The sequence below is a fragment of the Mycolicibacterium baixiangningiae genome, from assembly GCF_016313185.1.
Taxonomy (GTDB): domain Bacteria; phylum Actinomycetota; class Actinomycetes; order Mycobacteriales; family Mycobacteriaceae; genus Mycobacterium; species Mycobacterium baixiangningiae.
The window spans coordinates 675,160-700,964 of sequence record NZ_CP066218.1 but is presented as its reverse complement, the minus strand read 5'-3'; the positions used below and the strand labels follow the sequence as shown (position 1 = coordinate 700,964).

Annotated in this window: 20 protein-coding genes and 1 riboswitch; of the genes, 8 read left to right on the top strand and 12 right to left on the bottom strand. The window is 69.7% G+C overall.

Going from position 1 to position 25,805, the window contains the following annotated elements:
- Positions 1-17: 17 nt before the first annotated feature.
- The 8 genes from I7X18_RS03255 to thiO all read right to left on the bottom strand — a co-directional run bounded on the left by I7X18_RS03255 (position 18) and on the right by thiO (position 7,434).
- The gene (locus tag I7X18_RS03255) at positions 18-1,460 is read right to left on the bottom strand and encodes a M20/M25/M40 family metallo-hydrolase (RefSeq protein ID WP_193044577.1); all 1,443 of its coding nucleotides are present in this window, start codon (positions 1,458-1,460) and stop codon (positions 18-20) included.
- Positions 1,460-2,959 (bottom strand): M28 family metallopeptidase, encoded by a 1,500-nt coding sequence (locus I7X18_RS03250; protein ID WP_193044578.1) that lies wholly within the window; start codon positions 2,957-2,959, stop codon positions 1,460-1,462. Before I7X18_RS03250 ends, I7X18_RS03255 begins: the two co-directional genes overlap by 1 nt.
- A 64-nt stretch (positions 2,960-3,023) precedes the next feature.
- Positions 3,024-3,764 (bottom strand): ABC transporter permease, encoded by a 741-nt coding sequence (locus I7X18_RS03245; protein WP_193044579.1) that lies wholly within the window; start codon positions 3,762-3,764, stop codon positions 3,024-3,026.
- Positions 3,764-4,666 (bottom strand): ABC transporter ATP-binding protein, encoded by a 903-nt coding sequence (locus I7X18_RS03240; protein ID WP_193044580.1) that lies wholly within the window; start codon positions 4,664-4,666, stop codon positions 3,764-3,766. The genes I7X18_RS03245 and I7X18_RS03240 overlap by 1 nt, the downstream gene beginning before the upstream one ends.
- Positions 4,659-5,420, bottom strand: coding sequence for an SGNH/GDSL hydrolase family protein (locus tag I7X18_RS03235; protein ID WP_232375400.1), 762 nt, complete (start codon positions 5,418-5,420; stop codon positions 4,659-4,661). Before I7X18_RS03235 ends, I7X18_RS03240 begins: the two co-directional genes overlap by 8 nt.
- Positions 5,421-5,430: 10 nt before the next feature.
- Complete coding sequence (gene thiG, locus I7X18_RS03230) at positions 5,431-6,192, bottom strand: thiazole synthase (RefSeq protein WP_193044581.1); 762 nt, start codon at positions 6,190-6,192, stop codon at positions 5,431-5,433.
- A gap of 31 nt (positions 6,193-6,223) precedes the next feature.
- Positions 6,224-6,421: a sulfur carrier protein ThiS gene (gene thiS / locus I7X18_RS03225; RefSeq protein ID WP_193044582.1), complete on the bottom strand. Its 198-nt coding sequence runs from the start codon at positions 6,419-6,421 to the stop codon at positions 6,224-6,226.
- Positions 6,418-7,434: a glycine oxidase ThiO gene (gene thiO, locus I7X18_RS03220; RefSeq protein ID WP_193044583.1), complete on the bottom strand. Its 1,017-nt coding sequence runs from the start codon at positions 7,432-7,434 to the stop codon at positions 6,418-6,420. The genes thiS and thiO overlap by 4 nt, the downstream gene beginning before the upstream one ends.
- Positions 7,425-7,540: riboswitch (TPP riboswitch) on the bottom strand. It overlaps the preceding gene by 10 nt.
- Before the next feature lie 34 nt (positions 7,541-7,574).
- Between thiO and thiE the strand changes: the two genes are divergently transcribed.
- Complete coding sequence (gene thiE, locus I7X18_RS03215) at positions 7,575-8,246, top strand: thiamine phosphate synthase (RefSeq protein WP_193044584.1); 672 nt, start codon at positions 7,575-7,577, stop codon at positions 8,244-8,246.
- On the opposite strand, the gene I7X18_RS03210 is transcribed toward thiE, so the two are convergent.
- Positions 8,230-8,736: an NUDIX hydrolase gene (locus tag I7X18_RS03210; RefSeq protein ID WP_193044585.1), complete on the bottom strand. Its 507-nt coding sequence runs from the start codon at positions 8,734-8,736 to the stop codon at positions 8,230-8,232. The two genes, thiE and I7X18_RS03210, sit on opposite strands and share 17 nt — an antisense overlap.
- Positions 8,737-8,868: 132 nt before the next feature.
- On the opposite strand from I7X18_RS03210, the gene glnX reads away from it, so the two are divergent.
- From glnX to I7X18_RS03195, 3 genes are read left to right on the top strand one after another with little or no spacing between them, the layout of a single operon-like run.
- A complete protein-coding gene (gene glnX / locus I7X18_RS03205) occupies positions 8,869-10,188 on the top strand; it encodes a protein kinase G-activating protein GlnX (protein ID WP_193044586.1) in 1,320 nt (439 codons plus the stop codon).
- Positions 10,188-11,189 carry a glutamate ABC transporter substrate-binding protein gene (locus I7X18_RS03200; protein WP_193044587.1) on the top strand — a complete coding sequence of 334 codons (1,002 nt, stop codon included), beginning with the start codon at positions 10,188-10,190 and terminating at the stop codon, positions 11,187-11,189. Before glnX ends, I7X18_RS03200 begins: the two co-directional genes overlap by 1 nt.
- Entirely contained in the window at positions 11,189-13,456 is a 2,268-nt protein-coding gene (locus I7X18_RS03195; protein WP_193044588.1) for a serine/threonine-protein kinase PknG, read from the top strand. Before I7X18_RS03200 ends, I7X18_RS03195 begins: the two co-directional genes overlap by 1 nt.
- A 13-nt stretch (positions 13,457-13,469) precedes the next feature.
- Here the strand turns inward: I7X18_RS03195 and I7X18_RS03190 are convergent, their stop codons facing one another.
- From I7X18_RS03190 to pta, 3 genes are all read right to left on the bottom strand, one after another.
- Complete coding sequence (locus tag I7X18_RS03190; RefSeq protein ID WP_226862947.1) at positions 13,470-15,680, bottom strand: SulP family inorganic anion transporter; 2,211 nt, start codon at positions 15,678-15,680, stop codon at positions 13,470-13,472.
- 160 nt (positions 15,681-15,840) lie between these two features.
- Positions 15,841-17,025: an acetate kinase gene (locus I7X18_RS03185; protein ID WP_193044589.1), complete on the bottom strand. Its 1,185-nt coding sequence runs from the start codon at positions 17,023-17,025 to the stop codon at positions 15,841-15,843.
- Positions 17,025-19,100, bottom strand: coding sequence for a phosphate acetyltransferase (gene pta, locus I7X18_RS03180; RefSeq protein ID WP_232375399.1), 2,076 nt, complete (start codon positions 19,098-19,100; stop codon positions 17,025-17,027). Before pta ends, I7X18_RS03185 begins: the two co-directional genes overlap by 1 nt.
- A 332-nt stretch (positions 19,101-19,432) precedes the next feature.
- Here pta and I7X18_RS03175 point away from each other — a divergent pair, with 332 nt between their 5' ends.
- The 4 genes from I7X18_RS03175 to I7X18_RS03160 are packed head-to-tail and all read left to right on the top strand — an operon-like array spanning position 19,433 to position 25,804.
- Entirely contained in the window at positions 19,433-20,809 is a 1,377-nt protein-coding gene (locus I7X18_RS03175) for a hypothetical protein (protein ID WP_226862948.1), read from the top strand.
- Positions 20,802-22,226 carry a glycosyltransferase family 2 protein gene (locus I7X18_RS03170; protein WP_193044591.1) on the top strand — a complete coding sequence of 475 codons (1,425 nt, stop codon included), beginning with the start codon at positions 20,802-20,804 and terminating at the stop codon, positions 22,224-22,226. The genes I7X18_RS03175 and I7X18_RS03170 overlap by 8 nt, the downstream gene beginning before the upstream one ends.
- The gene (locus I7X18_RS03165; RefSeq protein WP_193044592.1) at positions 22,223-24,163 is read left to right on the top strand and encodes a hypothetical protein; all 1,941 of its coding nucleotides are present in this window, start codon (positions 22,223-22,225) and stop codon (positions 24,161-24,163) included. Before I7X18_RS03170 ends, I7X18_RS03165 begins: the two co-directional genes overlap by 4 nt.
- Positions 24,164-24,166: 3 nt before the next feature.
- Positions 24,167-25,804 (top strand): glycosyltransferase family protein, encoded by a 1,638-nt coding sequence (locus I7X18_RS03160; RefSeq protein ID WP_232375398.1) that lies wholly within the window; start codon positions 24,167-24,169, stop codon positions 25,802-25,804.
- The last annotated feature ends 1 nt before the right edge of the window (position 25,805 follow it).

The window sequence follows — 25,805 nt, the reverse complement described above, 5'->3', positions numbered from 1 at the left end:
TGACGACGATGAATTGACTACGGCGCCTTGCGATTCCGCTTGTCCCGCGGCGGAACGCCGTTCACACCGTCGGTCGACTGTGCGTACGTGCCCACCGCGAAGGCCACCCCTGGACCCATGATGCCCAGCGCCCGGCGGTCGACGTTGTCGACGGTGTCGCGCCTGGTGTGATAGTTCGGATCGAACGCGGCAGCGGCCCGCCCGCCCCACAGCCTCGCCTGCACCGCGGATTTCAGTTGTGCCCCACCGGTGGTCGCGCCACCGAACGGCACGCCGGCGGCCATGAACGGGTGGTAGTCGGTCGTATTGCTCAACGGCATATCGGCGGGCCGGACGCCGGCCTGGTTGAGGTACGCCGCGATGATGCGCTCGACGCCCGCCGAGCCCTCGGGCACCGGCACCGGTGCGGTGGCGGCGGACTGGTCACCGTCGTAGGTGAAGTATCCGGCGTTGGGTGAGCCCAGCATGTCGTAGTTGAGGTACACCGCGATGTCGTCGAGGCGCTCGGCGTCGAGTCCGCCGAGGTAGGCCCGCGATCCCTCCAGACCGATCTCCTCGGAGCCCCAGAACGCGAACCGCACGGCGTTGCCGGTCTGCGGCGAGGCGCCGAGTTGCAGCGCTGTCTCCAGCACTGCGGCGACGCCGGTGCCGTTGTCGTTGATACCCGGCCCGCCGGCCACGCTGTCGAGATGCGCACCGGCCATCACCACATTGCGTGCGTCCCCGGTCTTCGTCTGCGCCAGCACATTCCGCGACCTGGCCATCACCGGCCGGCCGTCCAGACGTAACCGCACCGGCGCCGACGTGCGCCGTAGCGCCCCGTTCACCTCCTGGCCGATGATCCCGACCGGGACGGTGAGCTCGCGGTAGTACCCGGGCGTGAACAGGCCCGCCGGGCTGCCCGCGCCGCCGCCCGCGGTGACGACGAGCACTCCGGCGGCGCCCTTGCCGACGGCGACGTTCTGCTTCACGACCACCGAGCACCCGGTGTCGTCGACCACCACGATCGCGCGGCGGACGTCGGTCCTCCCGTAGTCGCCCGCGCTGCATCCGGCCGGTCGCGCGGGGCGCAGGGTGACGGCGTTGATCCCGCCGGGACCGGTGTCGATCAGCAACGACGCCTTGTCCACCGGATGGCCGCGGCCGTTGACGGTCAACCTCGGTTCACCGCCGCGGGTACCGCCGTAACGGTCGAACTCCGGGGTCTGGACGTCGAAACCCTTGTCGCGCAGCAGGTCGGCGACATAGTCGACGCTCGCGTCGAATCCCGGACTGCCCTGGGCCCGGTTGCCCCCGTTGCGCGCGGCGATGTCCTGTAGCGCCTCGAGGTGGGCGTACAGCGCATCGACGGTGACCTTGGCGGCCAGTTCCGCCGCCGGATCAGCCGGAGGCGGCGGCGGTGACGAGCACGCGGCGACCAGCGCCGCCGCCACGGCAGTGAGAGCCCAGCGAACTCTCATCAGGCGCCGGCGGGGTGACGGGTGCGGTCATCACGGATGGGGATACCGTTGCGACCGCGCTGATCCTGGGCATACAACCCGACCGAGTACGCCACGCCTCCGCCGTTGATCTCCATCGCGGTGCGGTCGATGTGCGCCAGATCGTCCTCCTTCTTGTGATAATTCGGATCGAACGGCTGGTCGGCTTCGCCACCCCAACGCTGCGCCTGCTCCGGCGTCTTCTTCTCTTCGCCCCCGGAGAACAGGCCACCCGCCGGAACGCCGGCGAGCGTGAACCCGTCGTAGTCCGAGCGGCCGTCGAAGCTGGTGTCCTCGGCCGGTTTACCCGCATCGTCCAGGTACGCGGCCAGGGTGCGCTCGATGCCCGCGGAACCTTCCGGCACGCGCGGCGACCCCGCCTCGGGGTTCGGGGGTGCCGACTGGTCACCGTCATAGGTGAAGTAGCCGGGGTTCGGTGAGCCGAGCATGTCGAAGTTGAGGTAGAGCGAGATGTCCTTGAGCTGTTCTTCGTCCAGCGACTCGGTGTAGTCCAGCGAGCCGAGCAGGCCGTCCTCCTCGGCGCCCCAGAATCCGAACCGCACCGCATTGCGCACGTCGGGTTCGGGTCCCAGTTGCAGTGCGGTCTCGAGGACCGCCGCGACGCCCGACCCGTTGTCGTTGATGCCCGGGCCCTCCGGCACGCTGTCGAGGTGCGCGCCCGCCATGACCACATCGGCGGTGGAGCCGGTCGTGGTCTGGGCGATCACGTTGCGGGTGCGCTCGGTGCGCACACCGGCGTCGAGCCGCAAGCTGGTCTGCCCCGGGTTGTCGCGTAGCTCGGCGCCGACCGCCTTGGTGACGCTCACGGCGGGGATCTTCACGTCGGTGATGTCGCCCAGGGTGCCGCTGACCACGTCACCGTCGACGTTGTTGACCACCACCATCGCCACCGCACCGCGTTCGGCGGCGATGGCCTGTTTGACGGAGAACGGACATTCGCCGCGGTCGACCAGGACCACCGAACCCTGCACCGGCAGGCCGTCGTAGTCGGTCTCGGTGCAACCGGGCGAGTCTTCGACACGCGCGGGCACCAGTGGACCGGCCACTCCCGGGGTACCGATGGTGTACTCCAGCGGCTTGGCCTCGACGGTCCGCCCGTCGACGGTCAGCTGTGGCTTCTCGGCGAACGGCAGGCGCACCTCGAATTCCGGGGTCTGCACGTCGAACCCCTTGTCCCGCAGCGCCTTGACCACGTAGTCGACGCTCGCGTCGTAACCCGGTGTGCCCAGCGCGCGATTGCCGCCGTGCGCGTCGGCAATCTCCTGCAGCTCGGTGAGGTGCCCCATCATCGCGTCGACGGTCACTTTGCCCCGCAGCGCGGCGCCGAACTCCTCGGCCTCGGGCGCGGTCTCCTGCGTCGACGGGGCGGGGGCCGGTGCGGATTCCTTGTCGTCGCCGCAACCGGCCGAACCTGCCACGAGGGCCGCAACGGACAACACCACCAGCATCCTGCGCACCATTGCATCCACGTTAGCGGCTGCGGCTGTGAGCCCGGCGGACTTCATGCGCGCTCGATACGCGTCGTTATGGATCGCGGCGGTTGATGTCGACCACCGCGGCGCCGAACACCACGGCCACCACTGCGGTGAAGTAGAGCAGCGCCCCCAGCGGACCCCACCACATCGGGAAGGTCTGCACCCACGGCACCTCGGTGAAGGTGTTGACGTTGGCGAACGGCAACAGCGGGCCGACCCGGGCGCCGACTCGCGGTATCGACCCGAGCAGCGGCTCCACGACGAAGGGCATCAGCAGCAGGATCGCGATGACCCCGGCGCTGTGCCGGACCAGCGTCCCGAGCCCGACTGCCAGCACGGCGCCCAGCGCCGCGTAGAGACCGATCGCACCCACGGTCCGCCAGACCGCGACGTCGGTGAACGACAGTTCCGTGCCCTGTTGCGGTGTGCCCACCACCCGGACCGCCAACACCGACGCGAGTACCATCGCGACCGCGCACAGCGCCGAGAACATCGCTGTCACACCTGCTTTCGCCGCGAGTACCCGTGTCCTGCGCGGCATCGCGAGGAAGGTGGTGCGGATCATGCCGGTGCGGTACTCACCAGTGACGGTCAACGCCGCGAGGATCATCAACACCGGAACCGCGAACGTGGCCACCCCCACCGCTGCGCGTTCCGGCGCCAACGGCACAGCGGTGCTGCCGGCCCACGCCTGGATCACGGCGAAGCCCAGGCTCAGCACGACGACGGCCACCACCGTCCACAGCGGCGAACGGGTGGTGCCCAGTTTGATCTGCTCGGCCCGCAGCATCAGCGCTTCGCCCGGAAATCGACGGCCTCGTCGGTCAGTGCCATGTACGCCTCCTCGAGCGACGCCCGCGCAACGCTCAACTCGTGCAGGGTGAGGCCGTGCCGGGCGGCGAGCTCACCCACCTGCTCGGTCGACGCGCCGCGCACCAGAACGGCCGAATCCTCGACCGTCGACGCCAGCCCGGCCCGAGTCAGCTCCTCGCACAGCCGGTCTCGTTGGGGTGTCCGCACCCGGACGGCGTCCAGGCCGGCCCGGTTGACGAATTCCGCGACGGTGGTCGCCGCGATCAGCCTGCCCCGCCCGATCACCAGTAGCCGGTCGGCGGTCTGCGCCATCTCGGCGAGCAGATGACTGGACACGAACACCGTGCGCCCCTCCTCGGCGAGGTCACGCATCAGGGTGCGGATCCACCGGATGCCGTCGGGGTCCAGTCCGTTCACCGGTTCGTCGAACAGCAGCACCGGCGGGTCGCCGAGCAGCGCCGCGGCGATTCCCAGCCGCTGTGACATGCCGAGCGAGAAGGTCCCGGCGCGATTGCCCGCTACTTCGGTGAGTCCGACCATGTCGAGGACCTCGTCGATTCGCTTGCGCGGCAATCCGTTGCTCGCGGCGATCCAGTGCAGGTGCGCACGGGCGGTGCGGTGGGGATGGACCTGCCGGGCATCCAGCAACGCGCCCACCGTCCGCAGCGGGTACCTGTGCTCGCGGTACCGCCGGCCCATCACCGTGGCGCTCCCGGCACTCGGGCGATCCAGCCCGAGGATCATCCGCATGGTGGTCGACTTACCCGCGCCGTTCGGTCCGAGGAACCCGGTGACGACGCCGGCCTCGATCGAGCAGGTCAGGTCTTCCACGGCGTGGATCCGACCGAACCGCTTCGACAGACCGTCCAGTTCAATCACCCATGGCCTCTTGATGTTCGACCACCAAATCGGCCACCGCGCGCATCCCCGCGGCGTTGGGGTGCAGCGGTGCGGGACGGCCCGGCCACGGCAGACCGGGCCGCGTGGTCCACGGGTCGGCCGACCACGCGTGGTGCGCGCGGCTGGCCTGTGCGGCGCGCACCCAGCCGCAGCCCGTTTCCGCGGCGGCCTGACCGGTCAGCCGCTCGAGCGTGTCGGCGATCCGGCGCCCCAGCGCCGCATCGGATCCCGACAGCGGCGCCACCGGCTCAGCCGGCGGCGGCAACAGGGTGAGGTAGTCGACGAACAACACCCGGGCACGCGGCGCCCGCTCCCGCACCGTGCGGCCGACGCGGCGCAGCGATTCGCCGACCTCGACCAGCGCGCGATCGCGGGCGGTGGGGTCGAACAGTGCGCGAACCGGTGGCAGCCAGCGCACGAACCGCGGCAACCCGGCGGCCATCAGCATCGGCACGTAGCCGACGTCGTTACCGCCGATCGTCACGGTCACCAGTGTCTCGGTGCCGTCGAGCGCCTCGATCTGCGGCGGAGTGCCGTGCTGGGGTTCGTCGAGCAGGTGGGAGGTGGTCGCCCCCGAGTAGGTGACGTCGGTCAGCTCGAGGCCCAGCCGGTCGGCCACCAGATGCGGATAATTGCGGGCCGACCGCCCGGCACGCGACGGCGCACCGGGGGCCGACGGACGAATGCCCGGACCCGCCGCCATGGACGAGCCGAGCGCCACGTACCGCGTCACAGGTCTGGACTCACAGGGCCGGACTCGACGCCTGCGCCCAGAATCGCTTGGGGATACGGCCGGCGTGGCGGGCGAGGTGTCCCGCCGTCACGGCGGCGGCCATCGCCGCGGCCATCGCCGGCGGGTCGGCGGCCCGGGTCACCGCGCTGGCCAACAACACCGCGTCACACCCGAGTTCCATCGCCAGCGCGGCGTCGCTGGCAGTGCCGATCCCGGCGTCGAGGATCACGGGAACGCCTGCGGCGTCGACGATCATCTCGATGTGGTGCGGGTTGGCGATACCCAGGCCGGTGCCGATCGGTGAACCCAGCGGCATCACCGCGGCGCACCCGATGTCCTCCAGCCGCCGCGCCAGCACCGGATCGTCGTTGGTGTAGGGCAGCACGGTGAACCCGTCGTCGACGAGTTGTTCAGCGGCACGGACGAGTTCGATCGCATCGGGCAGCAGTGTGCGTTCGTCGGCGATGACCTCGAGCTTCACCCAGTCGGTGCCGAGCGCCTCGCGGCCGAGTTGTGCGGTGAGCACTGCCTCGGCAGCACCGCGACAGCCGGCGGTGTTGGGCAGCGGGCTGATCCCGAGCCGGCTGAGCAACTCCAGCACGCCGGTGCCGGTTTCGGCGTCGACCCGGCGCATCGCGACCGTGGTCAGTTCGGTGCCCGACGCCATCAGCGCCTGTTCGAGCACCGCGAGATTGGCCGCCCCGCCGGTGCCGAGGATGAGGCGGGATCCGAATTCGCGGCCGGCGATCGTGAGTTTCTGGCTAGTGCCCATCCCCCCGGTCGCTTCGCTCCTGCCCCCGAGGCTAGCCACCCTGCACCGCCGTCACGACTTCGACGCGGGCGCCGTCGCGCAGCGGTGTCTCCCACTCGCCCCTCGGCAGCACCGACCAGTCCACCGCCACCGCAATCCCCCTGTCCGGGAACCCCATTCGGGCCACCAGCTGCGCAACGGTGGTCTGCTCGTCGAGCTGGACGTCCTCGTTGTTGACCGTCACATTCATGTCCTGGCTCCCACTGTCGTCTGCAGTTCGGCGGCGATCCGTTCGGCAGTCCACGGCGCGAGCAGGAAACCGTTGCGCCCATGCCCCGCGGCCACCAGTGTGCGCTCGTCGAGTCGCTCGACCAGCGGCAGCCCGTCGGGCGTCATGGGCCGCAGCCCCGCCGCACATTCGGCGAACTCGTACTCGCCCAGTGCCGGCATGACCGTGCACGCGTCGTCGAGCAGGTCGCGCACACCGGATACCGCGGGCGCGGTGTCGCGGCCGTGTTCGTACTGCGTCGCACCGACCACCACCCCGTCGGCGCGCGGCACCAGGTATACCTGCCTGCCGTGCACCCTGGCCCGGATCACCCGGCGCGGGGCGGGCGTACAGCCGCGGCGCCACCGCAGCCGCAGCACCTCACCCTTCACCGGGCGGATGGGCAGCCCCGGCCACAACGCCGGCGCGTCGACGCCGTTGGCCAGCACCCGCAGATCGACGTCGTCCACGAGGGCGAGGTCGGTGACCGGCGGGGCCCACGCCACCCCGAGTCGGGCGCAGTGCGCCTCCAGGGCGTCGACGACGGCACGGTTGTCGACGGCCAATTCGGTGTCGGCCACGAAGCCGTGCCGGATGCCCTGCGCCAACAGTGGTTCGATGTCGCGGGCCGATGCCGTCAGCGTGACCGGATGGCCCTGCGCGGCGAGCCATTCGCCGACGGTCCTGAGGTCGGCGGCGTCGGCACGGTCCACGGCCACCACCAGCGACTCCCGTGCGGTGACCACGTCGGCGGGCAGGCCCTCGAGGAAGCCCTCGTGCCACAGCCGCAGCGAGTCGAGTCCGATGCGCAGCAGTTCGTGTTCTCCCGGCCAGCCCTCGCTGTGCGGGGCGAGCATCCCGCCGGCCACCCACGACGCTCCCTTTTCGGGGCTGCGGTGTACCCGCACCGACCAGCCGTCGAGCGCGGCGCGGCGCGCGACCGACAGGCCGATGACGCCGCCGCCGATGACGGCAAGAGTCCTATCCGCTGGCACGAGCACCTCCCTTCGCCGGCATGACCCGGATCAGGTCCGACGGTAAGGGCCGGAGCATTGGGCCCACTCTCAGTCCCGCTTCCCTGGGACTCCCGTGTCGGCCATCCACCCTACCCGCGCCGAGGCGCTACCGTCGCCCTGTGCCTGAACCCCTCGACCGGCTCGCCTCGGCGGCGCTGTACCTGTGCACCGACGCCCGACGCGAGCGCGGTGACCTGGCCGAATTCGCCGATGCCGCGCTTGCCGGCGGCGTCGACCTGATCCAGTTGCGCGACAAGGGTTCGCCTGGTGAACAGCGGTTCGGTCCACTGGAGGCCCGCGACGAGCTCGCCGCCCTCGAGGTGCTGGGCGATGCCGCGCGCCGCCACGGCGCGCTGCTGGCCGTCAACGACCGCGCGGATATCGCGCTGGCCGCGGGCGCCGACGTCCTGCACCTGGGCCAGGACGATCTGCCGCTGCCGGTGGCCCGCGGCATCATCGGCCCGCGCCCGTTGATCGGGCGGTCCACCCACGACCGCGATCAGGTCCGCGCCGCGGTGGCCGAGGAGGTCGACTACTTCTGTGTCGGACCGTGCTGGCCCACGCCGACGAAGCCGGGGCGGGCGGCGCCGGGTCTGGATCTGGTCCGGGAGGCGGCCGCGCTGAACACCGACAAGCCGTGGTTCGCGATCGGCGGTATCGACGAGGCACGGTTGCCGGAAGTGCTCGCGGCGGGTGCCCGCCGGATCGTCGTGGTGCGCGCGATCACCGCCGCCGGCGATCCGCAGGCCGCCGCTGCGCGCCTGCGGGCGGCACTCACTGCTGGCCGTTGACCAGCAGCGGGATCGTCGCGGTGACCGTCCGAAGGCGCTCCCAGCTGGCGGCGAATCCGGGATGCAGCGGCAGGGAGACGACGTCGTCCTCGGGGACCCAGCGCAGTTCGGCGCTCTCCCGGTTGGGCACGGTGTGCAGCAGGGCCGGCGCATCGGCGATCACGGTGGTGTAGGTCCACGACGGGCCGCCGGAGCCCGCGACTTCGGCGGTCACCACGGTGGTCCGCACGGTCACCTGATCGGCTGAGAGCCCGGCCTCTTCGTGCGCCTCCCGCACCGCGGCCTGCTCCGGTGTCTCGTGGCTGTCGCGCGCACCGCCGGGCAGGCCCCAGGTTCCGCCCTGATGACTCCACGGCGCCCGGTGCTGCAACAGGACGGCCGCCGACCCGTCGGACTGCGGGGCACGCAGCAGCAGACCGGCCGCGCCATGCCGGCCCCAGAAGCGGCCGCCTCCGTCGGAGAACACCCAGCCGTCACCGTCGCCACGCATTCGTACAGGATAGAGCCGCAACATCCTGTGCGGCTGCGCCCGATCGGGCGCGCGCCGTGACAGAACCTCTTAGGATTCTTTTATAGAGTCGGACGGTCGGAAAGTAGCCGGAAAGATGAGGACGGCGCGCACGTGACTGTGGAGTTGGCGCACCCATCGACCGAGCCGCTGGCGTCCCGGTCACCGACCACGCCCGCCCACCCCCGCTGGTGGTTCCTGTGGACCACGCCCGGCCGCATCCTGACCATCGGCGTCGTGCTCGCCGCGCTCGCGATCGCCAGCGCCTTCGCGACGTCGACGACGATCAACGACCGCCAGCAGGCGCTCACCACGGTGCTCAACCACACCGAACCGCTGTCGTTCGCCGCCGGCGAGCTCTACAGCCGGTTGTCGGTGGCCGACGCCGCCGCCGCGACGGCGTTCATCGCCGGCACCGAACCGCGCGATGTACGGCAGCGTTACGAACAGGCGATCACCGACGCCGCGGTCGCGCTGACCCGTGCCTCGAGCGGGCTCACCGACGAAGACCTGGTGCAGTTGCTCGGCCGGATCAACGCCGAACTCACGGTGTACACCGGACTCGTGGAGACGGCGCGCACCAACAACCGGGCGGGCAACCCGGTCGGTTCGTCGTATCTGTCCGAGGCGTCGTCGCTGATGCAGACGAAGATCCTGCCCGACGCCGAAACCCTCTACGAGCGGACGTCCGCGCAGGTCGACGAGGAGACCACCGCATCGACCCGCATCCCGGCGCCGGTCATCCTCGTGGTGCTGGCGACGCTGCTGTTCGGTCTGTTCGCCAACCGCTGGCTGGCACGCCGGACCCGCAGGCGGGTGAACATCGGGTTCGTCGCCGGCGGGCTGGCGGTGTTGATCATGGTGTTGTGGGTCGGGACCGCGCTGGCCATCTCGACCACCGACAGCCGCAGCGCGAAGGATGCCGGGGCGGAATCGCTGAAGACGATCACCACGCTGGCCATCACCGCGCAGCAGGCGCGCGCCGACGAGACACTGGCGCTGATCCGCCGCGGTGACGAAGAGGTCCGCAAACAGTCGTACTACCAGCGGATCGACGGTATGCAGACGAAGCTGGCCGAGTACCTCGCCCGCGACGACGCGATCAACAGCAGCGATCTCGCAGCCGCGGAGGAGCTGCTGTCGCGCTGGCGCGCCGCCGACGACCGCATCAACGCATACATCGCGGTCGGCAACTATCAGGCCGCAACCCAGGTCGCGCTGGGCACCGGTGAGGACGACTCCACCCCGGCGTTCGACAAGCTCAACGAGGCGCTGAGCAAGGCGATCGAGCAGAGCCGCAGCCAACTGCGCAACGACATCCTCAACGCCCGACGGGTGCTGTCGGGTGCGACGGCAGGTGCAGCCGCGCTGAGCGTGATCGCGGCGGTGGCGGTGGCGCTGGGGTTGTGGCCGCGACTAAGTGAGTACCGGTGATGAGCGCTCGCGCGAAGAACAGACAACAGGTGATAAGCGCTCGCGCGAGGCTGCTGGCCCTGCTCACCACTGCGGTGGTGCTGGCGGGGTGTGGGCAGGCGGCCTCGGTGGTGCCGACCCCCGGTGTGACGCTCGCGCCGCCCACCCCGGCGGGGATGCAGGAGCTTCCGCCCGAGCAGGCTCGGCTGCCGATGCCGGACAACGACGACTGCGACCGCAGGGCGAGCCTGCGTCCCTTCCCCACCCAGGTCGAGGCCGACGACGCGGTCGCCTACATCCGCGAGCGCGGCAGGCTGATCGTCGGCCTGGACATCGGCAGCAACCTGTTCTCCTTCCGCGATCCGATCACCGGTGACATCACCGGATTCGACGTCGACATCGCCGGCGAGATCGCGCGCGACATCTTCGGCAGCCCCGCACAGGTCGACTACCGGATCCTGTCGTCGGCGGACCGGATCACCGCGCTGGAGAACAACCAGGTCGACGTCGTCGTCAAGACCATGACGATCACCTGTGAACGCAAGAAGAAGGTCGCCTTCTCGACGGTGTACCTCAACGCCAACCAGCGCATCCTCGCTCCTCGCGATTCGGCGATCACCCGGGCCGCCGACCTGTCGGGCAGGCGGGTCTGTGTGGTGAAGGGGACGACGTCGCTGCGGCGGGTCCAGCAGATCAGCCCGCCGCCGATGATCGTGTCCACTGTCACCTGGGCGGACTGTCTGGTGGCGCTGCAGCAGCGGCAGGTCGACGCGGTCAGTACCGACGACGCGATCCTGGCCGGGCTGGTGGCTCAGGACCCGTACCTGCACATCGTGGGGCCGAGCATGAACCAGGAGCCCTACGGGATCGGCGTGAACCTGGAGAACACGGGGCTTGTGCGGTTCGTCAACGGGACGCTGCAGCGCATCCGCAACGACGGCACCTGGTATGCGCTGTACCGCAAGTGGTTGACGGTGCTGGGCCCGGCGCCCGCACCCCCGGCCGCGAGGTATGTGGACTGATGGCCACGTCAGAGCACGACCTCGACGAAGAGCCCGGCACCCAGCCGGCGAGCCTCGACGACCTGGATCTCGATTCGGCGTCGACCGTCCGGCCGATGGCGACCCAGGCGGTGTACCGGCCGAACTTCGACGACTCCGACGGCATCACCGTGCACACCGGGGACACCGAACCCCAGGACCATGCGACGACGGTGGTGCGCAGGCCGTCGCCGGTGCGCAGGCTCGGCGGCGGGCTGGTGGAGATTCCGCGGGTGCCCACCAAGGATCCGCTCGAAGCGCTGATGACGAATCCGGTGGTCGCCGAGGGGAAGCGGTTCTGCTGGAACTGCGGGCGGCCGGTCGGGCGGTCGTCGTCGGATGGCAAGGCGCTGTCGGAGGGGTGGTGCCCGCACTGCGGCAGTCAGTATTCGTTTCTGCCACAGCTCAATCCGGGTGACATGGTCGCCGACCAGTACGAGATCAAGGGTTGCATCGCCCACGGCGGACTGGGCTGGGTGTATCTGGCCTTCGACCACAACGTCAGCGAACGCCCCGTCGTGCTCAAGGGTCTGGTGCATTCCGGCGACGCCGAGGCGCAGGCCATCGCGATGGCGGAGCGGCAGTTCCTGGCGGAGGTGACGCACCCGGGGATCGTCAAGATCTACAACTTCGTCGAGCACGAGGACAAGCACGGCAGCCCCGTCGGCTACATCGTGATGGAGTATGTCGGCGGAACATCGCTCAAACAGGCCAAGGGCAAACGGCTTCCGGTGGCCCAGGCCATCGGATACATGTTGGAGATCCTGCCGGCGCTGAGCTATCTGCACTCACTCGGGCTGACCTACAACGACCTCAAACCCGAGAACATCATGCTGACCGAGGATCAGGTCAAGCTGATCGACCTGGGTGCGGTGTCGACGATCAACTCGTTCGGGTACCTGTACGGCACGCCGGGCTATCAGGCGCCGGAGATCGTGCGGACCGGGCCGACCGTGCAGAGCGACATCTACACCGTGGGCCGGACGTTGGCGGCGTTGACGCTCGAATTGCGTACGCGCAAGGGGCGTTACGTCGACGGACTGCCCGAGGACGACCCGGTGCTCACGCAGTACGACTCGTTCGGCCGGTTGTTGCGCCGCGCGATCGATCCGGACCCGCGGCGCCGGTTCTCCAGTTCCGAGGAGATGGCCTCACAGCTGCTCGGCGTGCTGCGCGAGGTGGTGGCCCGCGACACCGGCCTGCCCAGACCCGGTCTGTCGACGGTGTTCTCACCGACCCGCTCGACGTTCGGGATCGATCTGCTGGTCGCGCATACCGACGTCTACGTCGACGGCCAGGTGCACTCGGAGAAACTCACCGCGCGGGAGATCGTGAGGGCGCTGCCCGTTCCGTTGGTGGATCCGACCGACGTCGGTGCGGCGGTGCTGTCGGCCAGCGTGCTGAGCGAACCGGTGCAGACTCTGGACCAGTTGCGTGCGGCACGCCACGGTGCACTGGACTCCGAGGGCATCGACCTGTCGGAGTCGGTGGAGTTGCCGTTGATGGAGGTGCGCGCGCTGCTCGACCTGGGGGACGTCGAGAAGGCCACGCGCAAGCTCGACGACCTGACCACCCGGCTGGGCTGGCGGTGGCGCCTGATGTGGTTCCGCGCCGCTGCCGCACTGCTGTCGGCCGACTATGACGCGGCGACAAAACATTTCGCCGAGGTGCTCGACACGCTGCCCGGCGAGTTGGCGCCCAAGCTGGCGCTGGCCGCGACCGCCGAACTCGCCGGCTCCGGCCTCGAACACGCGCCGTCGCGCAAGTTCTACGAGACGGTGTGGGGCACCGACCACGGCATCATCTCGGCCGGGTTCGGGCTGGCGCGGGCGCAGTCCGCCGAGGGGGACCGCGACGGTGCTGTGCGGACGCTCGACGAAGTACCCGCCACCTCACGGCATTTCACCACCGCACGGCTGACCAGTGCGGTGACGCTACTGTCCGGCCGGTCGTCGAGCGAGATCACCGAACAGCAGATCCGCGACGCCGCCCGCCGGGTGGAGGCCCTGCCCGACACCGAACCACGGGTGCTGCAGATCCGGGCGCTGGTGCTGGGCACCGCGATGGACTGGCTGGTCGACAACTCGGCCAGCACCAACCACATCCTCGGGTTCCCGTTCACCGAGTACGGATTACAGCTCGGCGTCGAGGCTTCGCTGCGCGCGCTGGCCCGCGTCGCGCCCACCCAGGCGCACCGTTACGCGCTGATCGACCTGGCCAACAGCGTTCGCCCGATGAGCACGTTCTAGGCGCGGACCGCCGTCAGGTCCGTGCGGCGGACGACTCGAACGTCTCGATCCCCGTCGGGGTGATCCGCAGGACCCGGCCCGACGCGATGTCGAAGAACAGCCCGACCACCTCGAGCCGGCCCGCCTCATGCGCTGGCGCGACGGCCGGGTGGGCGTCGAGTGTCGTCAGCTGCGTCGCGACGTTGACCATGGCCAACTGGTCGACGGCGTCGAATCCCGCGTCGGCCGCGGCACGGGCCACCGGATGCCCGGCGAGGTAGGCGTCGAGGCTCGGCGTGGCGTGATCGATCCACGCCTCCAGCTGTTCAGCCATCTCGTCGCGGCCACCCGCCTCGGCGAGCAACGCCGTCATTGCGCCGCACCCGGAGTGCCCGCACACGATCACGGAGTTGACGTCGAGCTCGTCGATGCCGAAGGCGAGTGCGGCTTCGACGGACATGTCCGCACCCCCGGCCGGTACCAGGTTGCCGACGTTGCGCACGGTGAACAGGTCACCCGGTCCGCTCGCGGTGATGATGTTCGGGATCACGCGCGAGTCGGCGCAGGTGAGGAACAGCGCGTGGGGCCGCTGTCCGTCCTGCAGCTCCGTCAGCTGGTCCCGCATCACCGAGGCCTGCCGTCGGTGGTAGCGCTCGATGCCGTCGACCACGGGCGTCAGCGTCGAGCCGTCGCCGTCGGACTTTCCGCGCGCCCGCCACGGCAGCAGTCCGCGCGCGATCGCCGTGTAGGGACGGCGCGCCGGCGGGCCGTCGGTGGCGTCCTGCAGCGCGGCTCGGCCGAGCTCGTCGATGGTCACGGTGCCGCCGCCGGCCCGGTGGCGCCGGGCCCATTCCTCGATGACGTCGGTGGCTGCGTGGTCGATGAAGTCGACGGTCATCTCCACGGTGACGTCGCTGCCCTGCGGGACCGAGGCGAGCACCCGCGACAGTCGCGGCAGGGACAGGAAGCTGCACGTCCCCTCGAGGATCACCCGCCACGCACCGGCGTCGTCAGCCGGTTCGGCGTGCACGGAGGCACGGACCACCCGCCACAGCAGAAGCGCGATCGCGAGCGCGAGCCCGATCGCGACACCCTCGAGCAGGTTGAGGAACATGACACCGGCGACGGTCACCCCGTACACCCAGATGTCACCGGTGCGACGGGCCAGCCGGATGTGCGCCAGCTTCACCAGCTGGATGCCGATGACGATGAGCAGACCGGCCAGCGCGGCCTTCGGGATCTGCTCCACCACTCCGACAAGCAGCATCGAGAAGACGAGGATCCAGACGCCGTGCAGGATGGCCGACGCGCGGCTGCGGGCACCGGCGGTGACGTTGGCCGTGCTGCGCACGATCACCCCGGTCACGGGCAGCCCGCCGAGCATGCCCGACGCCACGTTGGCCGCGCCCTGTCCGATGAGTTCGCGGTCCAGGTCGGTTTTCGCGCCGTCGTGCATCTTGTCGACCGCCACCGCGGACAGCAGGCTCTCGACGCTGGCGATCAGCGCGATCGTCAGCGCCGCGAAGCCGAATGCGCCCCAACCACCGTCGGGCAGCTCGGGCAGACCGATCGCGTCGAGCAGCGATCCGTCCAGCTGGATGCGGTCGGCGCCGAGCGGCAGCGCCAGCGACAACAGGGTGGCCACGACGATCGCCGCCAGCGGGCCGGGGACCTTGCGCAGGGCGCCCGGCGCCCACCGCCAGGCCAGCATGATCGCGACGACGGTGAGCCCGACGAGGACGTCGCCGAACTGGATGGCGGCGATCTGGTCGGGCAGTCTGGCGATGTTGGCCCACACCGAGCTCTCCGACGTCCCGCCGAGCAGCACATGGACCTGTTGCAGGGCGATCGTCAGACCGATGCCCGCCAGCATCGCGTGCACCACGATCGGGGAGATGGCCAGCGCGGCGCGCGCGAAGCGGCTCAGCCCGAACAGGATCTGCAGCAATCCGGCAGCCACGGTGATCGCGGTGGTCACCTTCCAGCCGAACGTGTTGACCATCTCGGCGACCACCACCGTCAGCCCGGCGGCCGGGCCGGTCGCTACGAGCGGTGATCCGCCCAGGGCACCCGCGACGATGCCGCCGACCGCGGCGGCGATGAGCCCCGCCATGATCGGTGCGTCGGAGGCGATGGCGATGCCCAGTGACAGGGGCAACGCCACGAGGAAGACCACGAAGGATGCCGGTATGTCGTAGCGGATGACGGATTTCGTACGTTCACGAAGCGTCGTGGTGTCCGGCAAGTGGGGTGCTCCTCGAAGTATCGGTGTGCGGGCGCTCTTTCCACGTTTACCGGCGGATGTGCGGGTTTCGTCGTCCGCGGGTGTGAAATCTTCGTGAAGGCGGCCTGCTATTGCTCACAGCCCGATACGTCTGTGACATTGCGCATGAATGCGTTCGAGCTCAGACGACTCCGGTACACGCGCGCGCGATCGCCAACTCCTCGTTGGTGGGGATGACGAGCACCGTGGTGGGCGACGTGTCCGCGGAGATGCGCCGCGCCGTGTGCGAGGGGCTGTCGTTGAGGTGTTCGTCCAACTCGATGCCCAGGCGTCCCATCCCCGACAACGCATCCCGTCGCACCACGGCGTCGTTCTCACCCACGCCGGCGGTGAAGGTGATCACGTCGGCGCTGCCCAGCACGGCGAGGTAGGCGCCGATGTACTTGCGCAACCGGTGGATGTAGACGTCGTAGGCGAGGTGCGCTGCCTCGTCACCGCTATCGATCCGCTCGCGTAGCACCCGGAAGTCGATCTCGCCGCCGAGACCGCGCACCCCGGCGCGCTTGTTGAGCATCGTCTCGATCTCCTCGACGCCCATTCCGGCTGCTCGCCACAGGTAGACGAACAGGCCCGGGTCGATGTCACCGGACCGGGTGCCCATCACCAGACCCTCCATCGGCGTCAGCCCCATCGACGTGTCGACCGGGCGGCCACCGAGGATCGCCGACGCCGACGCTCCGTTGCCGAGGTGCAACACGATCTGGCTCAGCGAGGACAGCGGAACGTCGAGGAACAGTGCGGCCTGCTCGCTGACGTACTGATGCGAGGTGCCGTGGAACCCGTACCGCCGAATGTGCCACTGCTCGGCGACATCCCGGTCGATCGCGTACGTGGCGGCGGCGGCGGGCAGATCGTGGAAATAGGCCGTGTCGAACACCGCCACATGCGGCAGGTCGGGCAGCACCTTGCGCGCCACCCGGATTCCGAGCACCGCGGGCGGATTGTGCAGCGGCGCCAGCGGAGCCAACTCCTCGAGTGACGCGATCAGGGCATCGTCGACCAGTGTCGGCTGGTAGAGGTCCGGACCCCCATGGACCACGCGGTGACCGACGGCGACCAGGCCGGTGCCCAGGTCCGCGCCCGCCTCGTCGAACAGGTCGAACACCGCCCGCAGAGCGGCCTCGTGATCGGCGACCGGGTCGTCGCGGCTCACCTCCCGCTCGCCGTAGGTCAGCGTCGCCGCCGACGACTCCTCGCCGATGCGCTCGACGATGCCGTCGGCCAGGGCACGGCCCGAATCCGGTTCGACCAGCTGGAATTTGACCGACGACGATCCGGAGTTGAGAACCAGGACGGTGCGGCTCATCAGATCCCCTGGGCCTGGATCGCGGTGATCGCGACCGTGTTGACGATGTCTTCGACCAGCGCCCCTCGCGACAGGTCGTTGACCGGTTTGTTCAGCCCCTGCAGCACCGGGCCGATGGCGATCGCTCCAGCACTGCGCTGCACCGCCTTGTAGGTGTTGTTGCCGGTGTTGAGGTCGGGGAAGATCAGGACCGTGGCCCGGCCGGCGACGGGCGAGTCCGGCATCTTGGTCGCGGCGACCGACGGCTCCACGGCCGCGTCGTACTGGATGGGCCCCTCGACGAGCAGGTCGGGTTCACGCTTGCGCACCAGTTCGGTTGCCTCCCGGACCTTCTCGACCTCGGCGCCGGTTCCCGAAGTACCCGTCGAATACGACAGCATGGCCACCCGCGGTTCGATACCGAAGCGGGCCGCGGTGCGTGAGGACGAGATCGCGATGTCGGCCAGTTGTTCTGCCGTCGGATCGGGGACGATCGCGCAGTCACCATAGGCGAGTACGCGGTCGGCCAGGCACATCAGGAAGATGCTCGACACGGTCGACACGTCGGGCAGGGTCTTGATGATCTCGAAGGCGGGGCGCACGGTGTGGGCGGTGGTGTGCGCCGCCCCCGACACCATGCCGTCGACCATGTCGTTGTGCACCAACATGGTGCCGAAGTACGAGACGTCGTGGATGATCTCACGGGCCTGCTCGACGGTGACACCCTTGTGCTTGCGGATCTCTGCGTACTCCTCGGCGAACCGGTCACACAGCTCGCTGGTGCGCGGGTCGAGCACCGCGGCCGCGGTGAGGTCGACGCCCAGTTCGGCAGCGCGGGCCCGGACCCGCGCCTCCTCCCCGAGGATCGTCAGCTCGGCGACGCCACGCTGCAGCAGCCGTCCCGCAGCCTTGAGGATGCGGTCGTCGTCACCCTCGGGCAGCACGATGCGCTTGCGTTCGGCGCGGGCCTGATCGAGCAGCTGATAGGTGAACATCTGTGGCGTGGTGACCGTCGGGATGGGAATCGCCAACCGGCTCAACAGGTCCGCGGTGTCGACGTGGGTCTCCATCAACGCCAGCGCGGTGTCGATCTTTCGCGCCGAGGAGGCGGTCACCCGCCCCCTGGTGCCCGCCACCCGGCTGGCGGTCTCGAACGTGCCGTACCCGGTGGCGACCACAGGCAGCCGCAACCCCAGCCCGGCGACCAGCGCGGCGATCGACGGATGCAGTTCGAGCCCACCGTTGAGGATGATGCTCGACAGCGACGGAAAGCCTTCCGCGGCATGGGCACTCACGACGGCGAGCACCACGTCGGACCGATCTCCGGGCGTGACCACCGTGACGCCCTCGGTCAACCGCTCCAACACGTGCTCCGCGGTCATACCCGCAACCAGCACATCCATGGCCTCCCGGTTCAGGAGCGTCTCGTCACCGCTGATCACCGTGCCGTCGACGGCGTCACGCAGTTCGGCGACCGACGGTGCGACCAGCAGCGGCTCCTCGGGTAGCACATAGGCCTGTGGTCCGCCGTTGCGCTGCAACGCCTCGCGCACCTCGGCGAGCTGCGCGGGGTCGCACCGGTTGGCCACGACCGCGGCGGTGAACGCATGCTGGGCGGCAATCTCGTCGAGGCATACGTCGGTCACCTGCGCCACTTCGTCGGGCGTCCGGCCACGGGCTTTGACGGCGAGGACGACGGGCGCGCCGAGGTTGGCGGCGATGCGCGCGTTCATCGACAGCTCGCTGGGGCTCGTCACGTCGGTGTAGTCACTGCCGACGATCAACACCGCATCGCATCGGTCGGCGACGCGGTGGAAGCGGTCGACGATGTCGGCGAGCGCGCTGTCGGAATCCTCGTGCAGCTCGTGATAGGTGACGCCGACGCAGTCCTCATACGGCAGTTCTGCCGTGGTGTGGGCGAGCAGCAATTCGAGGATGTAGTCGCGCGCCGGCCCCTGGCGGGTGATGGGCCGGAACACCCCGACTCTGGCGGCCGTGGCGGTCAGCCGGTCGAGCAGTCCGAGCGCGATCGTCGACTTTCCTGTGTCACCTTCCGGCGATGCGACGTAAATGGCGGAAACGCGAGAGTCGGTCACGTGGGTACGACTATCAGCGGGCACCCTCACAGCCTGCCGCATCGGCGGCATCGCGGCCAGCAGACCGCCGACCGGAACAGAACTCGCCCGGCTTGCGCTGTGTTGGTTATTCCGCAATTATTTGCTAACTTCGCACAGACGCGACACAGTCGCTCGCGTCAATAACTTACCTCAGAGTCAGGAATGCCGTGGGAACTGCGTCTTCGACTGGGTTCACCATTGATCTGGCCGCGGCTCCGACGACGCAGCCATCCTCTGCTGGCGTTACTGAGTACACATTCGCGAAGCCATTAGGGTCCCTAACGGCAATCACACGCTGGTTCCATCTGCGGTTGGCGATCGCGGTGGGTCTGACGGCGATCGCCTACGCCATCCCCTACGCCGACACCGTCGCGCTCGCGGTCCACGGCTCCCGGGCGCCGCTTCCGGCGGTTCTGCCCGTTCTCGTCATCCTCATCGCGCTCGGCTACCGCACGCCGCCGCGTGGCGTTGCCGACACCGAGTCGAACTGGATCATCGCCGCGCTGGTCGGGGCCGGTGCGCTCGCCGGCGTCGAACTGCTCAGCCACCGCATGCCGACGCTGGCCGGCCTCTGGCACCTGCAGGACGTCGGCGCCCCGATCTGGTTCGCGTGCGTCGTGACGGTGCTGTTCGGCGTGCGCCACACCGTTCGGATGTGGCCGCTGTGGCTTTTCGCGGTGTGCTGCGTCAGCCCCCTGCCGTTGACATTGGCGACCGCGGCGCTCGGCGGGTCCGACACCGCCGCGGGCCTGCTCACTGCGCTCGCCGGAGCGGTCGCGGTTCTCCTCGCCGGCCGGATGACGCCGCCCGCCTATCGCGCCCTCGCCGCCCTGGTCTGTTTCGCGGTCTCCGGTCTCACGGTGCTCACCGTGGGTGCGCAGCTGCCGCTCCTCACCGTCACCGTGTTCGTCGGAGCCGTGTTCCCCACCCTGGTGACAGCCGCCCTGCTGACGACGCGGCCGGCGCGGACGAACCTCGTCGCACAGGGCTGGGCTGAACCGCACCAGCACACGGCGCGGGCGCTGGGCGCACTCGCCGTGACCGCCGTCGCGCTGGCGTCCCTCAACCCACCCGTCGCCCGCGCGGCCGCGCTGCCCGCCGTCTCCGCCGACTGGACCGAGAAGGCCACGCTGCACGGACCCGTCGCCTACGACTTCATCACCCGCTACGCCGGGCCCGGCGCCACCTTCGTGCGGTACCGCACCCCCGCACAGCGCGGCCTCCCTGCACTGGCCGTCGACGTCCTCACCACGTCCGACCGCACCGCGCTGGCCGAGACCGCCGACATCATCTGGTACCCGTCGACGCGGCCGGTGGACTACCGCGCGGTGACCGATCGGCCCGACCTGCCCGCGGGCAGCCGCATCGCGTACAGCAACGCCGACGCGGCCACCGACGGTGCGCACTCCGACTGGCTGGTGATCACCTGGGAATGGAAGACGGACAACGTCTTTCAGCGGGTGCACGTCGTCGCCAGCCAATCACTGACCGGCGACCGCCTACCTCCGGAGCCGCAACCCGTCCGCACGCTGGACGTATCGCTGCGACCCGCGCTGTGGCTGGCCCGCCAGCAACCGAAGGACGCCGGTGACGTCGACGAGGTCGTGCTCCAGCGCGCGGCCACCCTGTCGGCATCGCTCGACGACGCCGCTGCCGGACCGGCGGACGGTGCGGCGGCCGATGCCTGAACCGACTCCGGTCGTGCTGCCGGCCCACCTGTCGGCGCGCGGACTGCTCGGCCGCCGGTCCCTGCTGCTGCTGGCGGCGGTGGTCGTCCTGCACGCAGCCGGCATCGCCAACTGGCCGCACATCGTGGCGCCGGTGCTGACCGGCGTGTTCGCGGTCCTCTACCTGGTGTCGACGCTGGACCGGAACTACCTGCTGCTCAAGGGACTTCGGTCCAATGCCCTGGTCTCCATCAGCGCCGGTGAGGCGCTGGCCATCCCCGACGAGGAGCTGCCGGTCTACACCGTGCTGCTACCGGTCTACGACGAACCGACCATCGTGGCCAACCTGATCAACGGCGTCGGCCGCCTCGACTATCCGGCGGACAAACTGGAGATCCTGCTGCTCGTCGAGGAGGACGACCTGGCGACCCAGGAGGCTCTCCTCGGCGCCGACATGCAGTCGGTCCGCATCGTCATCGTCCCGCACAGCCAGCCCAAGACGAAGCCGAAGGCGTGCAACTACGGGATGTCGCTGCCCGACCTGCGCGGTGAATACCTCACCATCTACGACGCCGAGGACATCCCGGATCCGCTGCAGCTTCGGCGCGCGGTCGCCGCGTTCCGCCGGGTTCCGTCCGACATCGGTTGTCTGCAGGGGCGGCTCGGCTACTTCAACGAGAAGCAGAACCTGCTCACCCGGTTCTTCTCGCTCGAGTACGACCAGTGGTTCGGCGTGGTGCTGCCTGCCGTGGAGCAGGCGCGGTGCGTGGTTCCGCTCGGCGGCACCTCCAACCACATGCCGACCGCGGTGTGGCGTGCCGTCGGCGGCTGGGACGAGTTCAACGTCACCGAGGACGCCGACCTCGGCGTGCGCCTGGCACGCACTGGCTATCGCACGATGATCCTGGACTCGATCACGTTGGAGGAAGCCAACTCCGACGTCGTGAACTGGATCCGCCAGCGGTCCCGCTGGTACAAGGGCTACCTGCAGACCATGCTCGTGCACCTGCGCGATCCGCGGGGTCTGCAGCGCGCGATCGGCACGAAGGCGTTCCTGCGGATGCTCAACATGACCGGCGGTGTGCCGTTGACCAGCGCGCTCAACGTCGTGTTCTGGTTCACCATGCTGCTGTGGATCGTCGGCAGGCCCGACGTGATCGGGATGCTTTTCCCTCCGCTCACCTACTACATCTGCCTGTCCCTCCTGGTGATCTGCGCACCGCTGTCGGTGTTCACCGGGCTGATCGTCACCCAGGCACTGGGCAAACCGCACCTGTGGGTGGCAGCCCTGCTCTCGCCGCTGTACTGGGTGCTGCAGTCGGTGGCCGCGATCAAGGCCATCTACCAACTCGTGTTCCGACCGTCGTTCTGGGAGAAGACCATTCACGGGCTCTCCCCGTCTCGTGACAACACACCGCTGACCGAAGGACTCCAATGACCAGATCCACGCGCGCGCTCGCCGTCCTCGCCACCGCCGGTGTCGCGGTGGCGGGCAGCCTGGCCGGATCCCCGCCGCCCGCCGCGCACGCCGAACCGGTGAACAAGGCTGTGCTCGACACCCGGGCGACGCCGCCGATCGGGTGGGCGCAGCTGGGGATGTCGGACCGCATGGAGTTGATCGGCGCCAATCAGCCGGCGGAGTCCGCGATCCCGGTTCCCGACGGTGTGGGTCCCGGAACGCTGAGCGGCCGGATCGGGTCGGTGGTCAACGTCGCCAACGGCCGGGTCGAGGTGATCGACGGCCGCGGCATCGTGCTCGGATCGTTCCCCGCTCCCGCCGACGGCGACACCACCCCGTTCAGCGTCAACATCTCACCGGCCCAGGTCGTCGACGACCGCGCCAGGGTGAGTTTCGTTCTGCGCGAGCCGGGCCGGGACGCCAACAGCTGCACACAGCCGCCGGCGCTGACCCTCACCCAGCTCGCGAACACCTTCTCCGGACCCACCCCCGATCCGGTCTCGGTAGCCGGCTTCCTGCCCGGGTATCTCGACGAGATCGCGATCCGCGTCGGATCCGCCCCGACCGCCTACGAGCAGCAGGCCGCACTCGACCTCGTCGCCGAACTCACCCATCTCTACCGCCCGATGCCGGTGCGCATCGGCGTCACCACGGCCGCCGCGCTCCCGCCGGCCGCGGGCGCCCGGCGCGTCATCGACATCCGTGACGGCGCGACGCCCGGGATCACCATCACCGACGCCGGCACCCCCGCCGCCGCACTCCTGATCGCCGGTACCGGCGAGAAGCTGCTCGACCAGGTGGAGCTGTTCACCGACCAGCGGGTGAAGCTCGCGCAATCATCGACGGCCGCAGTGCTTTCCTCCGACCGGCGGCCCGAGGTGACCTCGACCGTCAAGACCTTCGACCAACTCGGCATCACCGGTCAGACGTCGGTGCTGGGCAACACCGTCCTCTACGCCGGATTCGACGTCAGCGCCTTCGGTGTCGGACCGGTCACCCGGGCCGACGTCCACATCAAGGCCAAGTACACCCCCGTCGTGGGCGGAGAGGCGTCGGTGCTCATCCGGTCGGCGGGCACGGTGGTGGCCACCCACACCCTCGACGAATCGGGCAGCCTCGACGTCAGCGCCACCATTCCCGCCGAGGCCATCACCTCCAATGTGGGCCTCGCCCTGGAACTGCGATACATCCCCCGCCAGGAATGCGCACCGCTCACCGACCGCCTCACCTTCGCGCTCGACCCGCAGTCCACGGTGAGCGTGACGCCGGGAACCAACAACCGCGGCGGGTTCCCGGTGCTCCCGATGGCCTTCACGCCGGACTTCGACGTCACGCTGAACAGCCCCGATCGCATCGGCTACGCCGCACAGGCGATCAACCTGATGGGCCAGCAGACGGCGATGCTCCTGCGGCCGCACCTCACCTCCCTCGACGAGGCGCTCGGCTCGCGCACCGCTCTTCTCGCCGTGGTCGACGGGCCGGAGCTGATCCGGGCGGGGATGGCTCCGCCGCTGGCCGCGGAGTCACCGGATCGCCTCACCGTCGACGGCAGCACCTCCACGGAGGTGGACTTCCGCGGACCGGTCGGCTCACTGCAGGCGTTCAGTGACCGCGGACGGATCGTGCTCGCGGTGTCCGGCGGCGGTGACTGGTCACTGCTCGACGAGTCGTTCCGGTACATCCGCGGGCTTCCGGACCGCTGGGCGTCGCTGTCCGGTGACGTGGTGGCCACCGGTGCCGCGGGTGAGACGGTCAATCTGACTGTCGCACAGGGTGGTCCGATGGCGCACCAGCCGGCGCCGGGTCAGGTCTGGCAGGTGTGGGCGTGGCTCAGCGCCGCAGTGGTCGGACTGGCAGCGCTCGCCGCGGGCGGGGTTCTCGCCGTGCGGTACCGCCGGTCGCGCGGCAGAGCCTGACCCGTGACGCTGACGCTGCCCGACGTCGCACCGGCTCGGCGGGCGGTGGCCACCGGCCCCGCCCGCTGGCCCGGCGTCGTCCTGTTCTGGACGCTGGCGGTCGGCTACTTCGCCGTGGGCGCGGTTCTGGTGTTGCGGTACAACATCTTCGAACCCGACGCGCCCAACCGGGTGGCCAACGCCGGATTCGCGCTGCAGTCCAGGAACCCGCACCTGTCGGCGATCGGGTTCGTGTGGAACCCGCTGCCCAGCATCGTCGAGATTCCCCTGGTGTGGTTGAGCCAGTGGTGGCCGGCCCTCAAGCACGCCGGGCTCGCAGGGGTGGTGCAGAGCGCACTGTTCATGGCGGGTGCGGCCGTGGTGCTCCGGCGCATCGCGATCGACCGCGGTGTCGGCCGGGGATGGCAGTGGGTCGCCGTCGCGGCCTTCGCCCTCCACCCGATGATCGGGCTCTACGGGGCGTCGGGGCTGAGCGAGGCCGCTCAGGTGTTCAGCCTGCTGTGGTGCGTGCGGCACCTCATGCTGTGGTGTGAGAACGGGCGCGTCGGCGACCTGGCGCTGACCGGAATCGCGCTCGGCGTCGGCTATCTCGCACGCTACGAGGCACTTCCGGCAGCTGTCGGGGTTTTCGCCATGGTCGCCGCCGTCACCTGGGTGCGTTCTCCCCGCGGGCTCCGGAGATCCTCGACGGTACTCAACGTGCTGATCGCCATGTTCCCGTTCGCCACCGCGTTCGTCGCGTGGGCGGTCACCGGGTGGATCATCAACGACGAGCTGTTCGCCACACTGTCCTCGCAGTACGGCAACTCCAGCCAGGTGGCGGGACGGCTGGCCCACGCCGGTGGACACGACGCCGGTTCCACGTGGCCGGTGATCGCCTCCCGCTTGTTCGGCATGCAGCCGCTGATCGGGGTGGCGGTCGCGGTCGCAGTGGTGGTCGCGGCGGTGCGCCGCAACGTCGGGACCGTCGTACCGGTCGCGGTGTTCGGCAGCACGCTGGCGTTCGCCGTTGTCGCGCAGGCGAATTCGTCGACTTTCGGGTGGTTCCGGTTCTACCTGCTGGCCATCCCGCTGGTGATCTGCGTGGCGCTGGCATGCTGGCACAAGGCCCGATGGCCGTCGGCGCTGCTGCTCACCGCCTCGCTGGTGGTGGCCATCCCGTTCACCGGGCAACTCGTCACCGACGAGGACGTCGCCTACGGGCAGCTCGAGTCGGGGTTCGTCTCACTGGTCGACCCCGTCGGGCACCCGCACGCCGAACAACCGGCCCGCCGCCGGCTGATCAGCGAGCGCAACCTCGCGCAGTGGTTCGACGCGAAAGACCTGCCGCCCGGTTCGGTGCTGATGGACAGCTTCCTCACCTGGGGCATCTGGTTGTCGTCGACGGACCCGAAGCAGTTCGTGATCACCAGCGACTACGACTTCACCGCAGCGCTCAACCGCCCATGGGACTTCGGCGTGCGCTACATCGTCGCGACCAACCCGCGGCTCAACGTCGCGGACGCCGTCAACCGCCGGTACGACTCGATGTGGGACGACGGCGCCGGCATCGCCGACCTGGTGCTGTCCACCGACGGTTCGACGCCCGACGAGATGTTCCGGGTGTATCGGGTGACCGGGCGGCCTGCGCCGCCGGCCTGAG

Coding starts and splice junctions, on each gene's coding strand:
- I7X18_RS03255 (WP_193044577.1), bottom strand. CDS start 1,460: ATGAGAGTTCGCTGGGCTCTCACTGCCGTGGCGGCGGCGCTGGTCGCC.
- I7X18_RS03250 (WP_193044578.1), bottom strand. CDS start 2,959: ATGGTGCGCAGGATGCTGGTGGTGTTGTCCGTTGCGGCCCTCGTGGCA.
- I7X18_RS03245 (WP_193044579.1), bottom strand. CDS start 3,764: ATGCTGCGGGCCGAGCAGATCAAACTGGGCACCACCCGTTCGCCGCTG.
- thiG (WP_193044581.1), bottom strand. CDS start 6,192: ATGGGCACTAGCCAGAAACTCACGATCGCCGGCCGCGAATTCGGATCC.
- thiS (WP_193044582.1), bottom strand. CDS start 6,421: ATGAATGTGACGGTCAACAACGAGGACGTCCAGCTCGACGAGCAGACC.
- I7X18_RS03210 (WP_193044585.1), bottom strand. CDS start 8,736: ATGCGTGGCGACGGTGACGGCTGGGTGTTCTCCGACGGAGGCGGCCGC.
- I7X18_RS03200 (WP_193044587.1), top strand. CDS start 10,188: ATGAGCGCTCGCGCGAAGAACAGACAACAGGTGATAAGCGCTCGCGCG.
- I7X18_RS03195 (WP_193044588.1), top strand. CDS start 11,189: ATGGCCACGTCAGAGCACGACCTCGACGAAGAGCCCGGCACCCAGCCG.
- I7X18_RS03185 (WP_193044589.1), bottom strand. CDS start 17,025: ATGAGCCGCACCGTCCTGGTTCTCAACTCCGGATCGTCGTCGGTCAAA.
- I7X18_RS03170 (WP_193044591.1), top strand. CDS start 20,802: ATGCCTGAACCGACTCCGGTCGTGCTGCCGGCCCACCTGTCGGCGCGC.
- I7X18_RS03165 (WP_193044592.1), top strand. CDS start 22,223: ATGACCAGATCCACGCGCGCGCTCGCCGTCCTCGCCACCGCCGGTGTC.